This window comes from bacterium (assembly GCA_020440705.1).
Taxonomy (GTDB): domain Bacteria; phylum Krumholzibacteriota; class Krumholzibacteriia; order LZORAL124-64-63; family LZORAL124-64-63; genus JAGRNP01.
In genome coordinates, this window is record JAGRNP010000207.1 from 1 (window position 1) to 3,476 (window position 3,476).

The 3,476-nt window shown below is 69.7% G+C and carries 3 protein-coding genes; all 3 read left to right on the top strand.

Annotated features, from left to right (window positions below; all coding sequences use genetic code 11):
* On the top strand, positions 1 to 264 hold a 264-nt coding region (locus tag KDM41_17570), incomplete at its 5' end, for a hypothetical protein (protein ID MCB1185233.1).
* A 138-nt stretch (positions 265 to 402) separates the two neighbouring features.
* Positions 403 to 2,829, top strand: coding sequence for a protein kinase (locus KDM41_17575; protein MCB1185234.1), 2,427 nt, complete (start codon positions 403 to 405; stop codon positions 2,827 to 2,829).
* Positions 2,804 to 3,340 (top strand): hypothetical protein, encoded by a 537-nt coding sequence (locus KDM41_17580; protein MCB1185235.1) that lies wholly within the window; start codon positions 2,804 to 2,806, stop codon positions 3,338 to 3,340. The genes KDM41_17575 and KDM41_17580 overlap by 26 nt, the downstream gene beginning before the upstream one ends.
* Positions 3,341 to 3,476 lie beyond the last annotated feature (136 nt).

The window sequence follows — 3,476 nt, forward strand, 5'->3', positions numbered from 1 at the left end:
GTGTCCGGACCGGTGGCGTGGTACGTCCCGGATCTGCTCTGCCTCCCCGTCGTGCTCGGTGCCGTGCTCATGGCCCAGCGGCTGGCCGGCCGCCCCCCCGCCTGGCGCCTGCCGTGGTGGCACGGCATGCTGATCGCGATCCTCTACGGCCTGTGGTTCGAGGTGATCGCGCCCCGGTGGCTGGGGCGGGGGACCGCCGATCCGCTCGACGGGGCGGCCTATCTCGTCGGTTGGCTGCTGTTTCATCGGTTGATCAACCGCTGACCGGGTGAACTCCAAGCCATAGTCCGAGACCGAGATGGTGAATCTGGGAGAAAAATCCACCGATTTCCTGTAAGATCGCCGGGCAGGGGGGCGATGCCGCAGGATGCCGCAGGGACGGCGCAAGGGGGAGACGAAGACTTGCACGAGACGGGAGAACTCGTTCGCCAATACCGGGTCGTGCGGCGGATCGGCCGCGGCGGCATGGGGGAGGTGTACGAGGCCGAGGACGAAACCCTGCGGCGCCGGGTCGCCCTCAAGACCATCCGGGCCGAGGAGCGGCCCTCCGCCCGGGAGAAGTCCCGCTTCCTGCGCGAAGCCCGCATCCTGTCCCGTCTCGACCATCCCGGGATCTGCCGCATCCACGACTACATCGAGGGCGAAGACCGCGATCACCTGGTGCTGGAGTTCATTCGCGGCCGCACCCTGTCCGATCTGGAGTTCCCCGTCCGCGGCCGGCTGGGCCTGGTCGAACAGCTGCTGCGCGTCCTGGCGGTGGCCCACGAGAACGACATCGTGCACCGCGATCTCAAGCCGGACAACGTCATGGTGACCGACACCGGCGTGCTGAAGGTTCTCGATTTCGGGCTGGCCCGCCCCGGAGCGCGACTGCGCGGCGATGCGGACACCGTGAGTGCCGGTGGCGGGCCGATCGTCCCGGCCGACGGCGTGGGCGACACCTTCACCATCGAGGCCGGCATCCTCGGCACGCCGGCCTACATGAGTCCGGAACAGGCGCGCGGCGAACCGGCGACGTCGGCCAGCGACATGTATTCCTGCGGCCTGATCATCCATTTCCTGCTGACGGGCACCGGAGCCTACGGCGAGCCGGGCAACGTCGTGCGGCTCCTGGACCGGGTCCGCGACGCCGATGTCCTGCCGCTCCCGGGAGTCGATCCGGACCTGGCTGATCTCGTCGCCCGACTGACCCACCGCTCCCCCGGCGCCCGCCCATCCGCCGAGTCGGCCCTGATCCGGTTGCGTCGCATCCGCACCAAGCGGTCCCGGCGCCATCGGCGCATCGCCCTGGCCGCCGCGGTCATCGTCCTGCTGCTGGGCGGCCTGAAGTACACGCGGGACCTGCGCTTCGAGAGAGGTCGGGCCGACGAGCAGCGCGCCCGCGCCGAAGATCTGTTCGGTTTCATGCTGGGCGACCTGGGGCCGCGCCTGGAAGAGGTCGGCCGGCTCGACATCATGGACGGTGTCGGCAACCAGGCCCTGCGCTATTTCGCTGGACGGGACACGACCTCCCTCGACGTGGGCGACACGCGTCGCCTGGCCCGGACCCTGAACCTGATCGGCGAGATCCGCATGAAACGTGGGCAACCCGACTCGGCCGAAGTGGCGTTCCGCCGGGCCCGGGAACTGCTGCGGGCGCGGGCGGTCGCCGCCAGGGGGGATGCGGAAGCCCAGGCGCTGCTGGGCTCGACCGAGTTCTGGCTCGGCAGCGTCGCCTACGGGCGGGGAGATCTCGCCCGGGCGACGGAGTGCTTCCGGACCTATCACCGCATCTCCAGGGAACTCGTGTCCGCGGACCCGACCGAGCCGCGTTGGCGCCAGGAACTGGCCTACGCCCAGACAAACCTGGCGGCCGTGTACCGCGCCAACGGCGAGACGGCCTCGGCCCTGCTCGTCCTCGACGAGGCCATTGCCGCCAAGCGGGCCCTGCTAGCCGACGATCCCGCCGACGCGGACCTCAGGAGCAGCCTCGCCAATTCCGAGGCCATGATGGCCGAGGTGCAGTCCGAGGCCTGGCGTTTCCGAGAGGCCCTGGAGCACCTGCACCGGGCCCGCCTCCTCGCCGAGGAAGCCCTCGCGAGTTCCCCGCTCGACGCCGAACTGAGCAGCCGCTGCTCGACCCTGCTGCAGCGCGAAGGCGTGATGCTGTTGAATCTCGGGCATGTCGGCGACGCACGGCCCCTGCTGGAACGCGACCTCGACCTGGCGCGCGAACTGGTCGGGCGGGAGCCGGAGAACGTGGACTGGCGGGTCGGCTACGCCATCAGCCTGGCGACGGCCATGCGGGCCGCGGTCTACGCGGACCGGGTCGACGAGGCCGACGCCTTGCGTCGGGAATGGACGGAGCGGGGCGCCGATGCCGGTACCGGGACGGATGGGATCCTCGCGCGGGCGTCGGTGGCCCGCGAGATCGCCCGCCTCGACCTCAGCCGCGGGCGACCGGCGGACGCGCTGCGTGGGCTCGGCTCCTCGCTGGCCGAACTGGAACCGCGCGTGGCGACGTCGGGCCGCTGCAGGATCTCGTCCCTGCGGTCGCTGGCGCTCGCGATGGCGGCCGCCTGCCTCACGGGCGAGGCCGCACGGTACGACGCCGCGCGAGACCGCTTCGCGACGCTCTGGGCCGATGGCGCGGGCGTCGATGGGGACGCGCCGGCGGTGGCGAGTCGACGGGACTGGGCCTGGCTGACGGGTGACGAGGAGATCGTCGAGACAACGAGCGGCCGACTGGACGGAGCGGGCTGGGCCGCACCGGCCGAGGGTTGGCTGCGCAGGCTGATCGCGGGATCAGGAAAGGTGGATGAACATGAGCTGGTGTTTCCATGTCGTTGAAGTCGAGCTGCTGGACGGCGGCGAACTGGCCCTGACCTTCCGGGGCACGGGGGCCGAGGTCAGGAAGATCGAACTCGATTCCAACGATATCGTCGTCTTCGAGGTGACTAACATGCGCAACGATTTCCCGCGCCCCACCCTCTTCTCGGTAACGGAGATCACCACCGGGAAGGCGTCCAAGGCGAAAGCGGTCGCCACGGCCGCTCCCGACCGCGAGACCTGGGTCCGCAAGTCGGGGGCGCGCAGGATCACGGGGCTCTGCATCCATCAGCGGGGACGCCGGCTCTTCGTGGGCAACGAGAACTCCCGCAAGAAGGTGCGGCTCAAGTTCGACCTCGAAGTCGACACCTTCCCGCTGACCGGAGATGGTGGGGTCTGGGGCGTCGATCCGGAGCTCGTCGTCAAGAAGAAGGACAAGTTCACGCCCAACTCCTGCGACGACTTCCGCAAGGCGGTGAAGATCTGGATCAAGAAGGAGAAGATCGCGGCCGCCAAGAAGAGTGGGAAGTAGGTCGCCGGCGGCGGCCGGCTCATGCGGGCTCCCGGTCACCGCTTCCGCCCCGGCTTCGCCGGCTCCGGCTTGTTCCAGGCATGCTCCGGATTGTTGAACTCGCCGAAGTCCGCGCTGCTGGTCTCGTAGATCTGGC

Bases quoted from the DNA above. Each gene is read 5' to 3' on its own strand.
- KDM41_17580 (MCB1185235.1), top strand. From the start codon at position 2,804: ATGAGCTGGTGTTTCCATGTCGTTGAAGTCGAGCTGCTGGACGGCGGC.